Annotated in this window: 1 protein-coding gene; it reads right to left on the bottom strand. The window is 42.0% G+C overall.

Going from position 1 to position 993, the window contains the following annotated elements:
* Positions 1–64 precede the first annotated feature (64 nt).
* Positions 65–993: IS200/IS605 family accessory protein TnpB-related protein (locus DCC82_RS18090; protein ID WP_233252958.1), on the bottom strand; the 929-nt coding region annotated here is incomplete at its 5' end.

Below are 993 nucleotides of genomic sequence, written 5' to 3'. Positions count from 1 at the left end.
CCTCCGCATGCCCCACGATGCTCAATGGGATGATCTGTGTGGAGTTTTCATAGAACTTTTGACGCTACCGTTGAATTTGGTACTGGTTCAGCCAACAACATTTGTGCAATATGTTCCATAATGACCATTCATGCTCTTGTTTGAAATTCTCGATTTTGTGTAACATCATCGCAATATATTGGCGTTGTTTCGTTCCGCTTTTCGATTGCTTGTAGGATTCTTCCATCGACCCTAACACGGCAATCAAATGGCGTTTCACTTTCGTTTTTATGGTGTCAATAAGTTCTTTTGGCAATCGTTCATGATACCCTAATCCCCGCCTGCCAATCACCAAAGCGGCACTTTCATGAACGGATAACCCATACTTTTTCATATACTTGAATCGTCCGATGACGCTGGTGTATGCCGGATTCACTTTTTTGATGCGAAACCCAAGCCGTAAGCCCCGACGGATGATAGTGTCAGTCAATTTTTTCTTTTTGAAATTGTGGGTGAGGCGATTGAATCGTTTGTCTGTATCGTGCTGCTGTCTTAGTTGAATGTTTTCGATGACCACTGCCCCGACATTCTCTTGAAGCAGCCAGTCATACACATCTCGTACCGTTTCTCCAACGATGTTGTTTCGTTTATTCGTCCGCACATATTCGAGTTCATGGCAATAAAACACTTTTGATTTAAGAAAATTTCCTTGTTTCGAAACGATGCTTACAGCGATGCGGTCAATATTGATATCCATCCCTGCGATTCGTTCCGCTTGAATCGGTTCATCATAGGCAAGTTCCCTTCCATATACCTCTTCTTCATAGATGAGATGAATGTAATATTCTCCGTTTTTGCGTTTGATTTCAACAGTATATGGTCGATATTTGATAATGGGCTTTCCTTTTGCATTCACTCCGACTTGTTCTCCCATAACGAGATCGATGATTTCCTCTTCATATTTTTCAGGAACAGACACAGGAAATCGTAAACGTGGAGCGTGTTTCCCTTTTG

The sequence above is a fragment of the Geobacillus sp. LYN3 genome (genome assembly GCF_003064505.1).
In the GTDB taxonomy this organism is placed as follows: domain Bacteria; phylum Bacillota; class Bacilli; order Bacillales; family Anoxybacillaceae; genus Parageobacillus_B; species Parageobacillus_B toebii.
The sequence above is the reverse complement of the archived record's forward strand: the minus strand, read 5'-3'. Positions and strand labels throughout refer to the sequence as shown.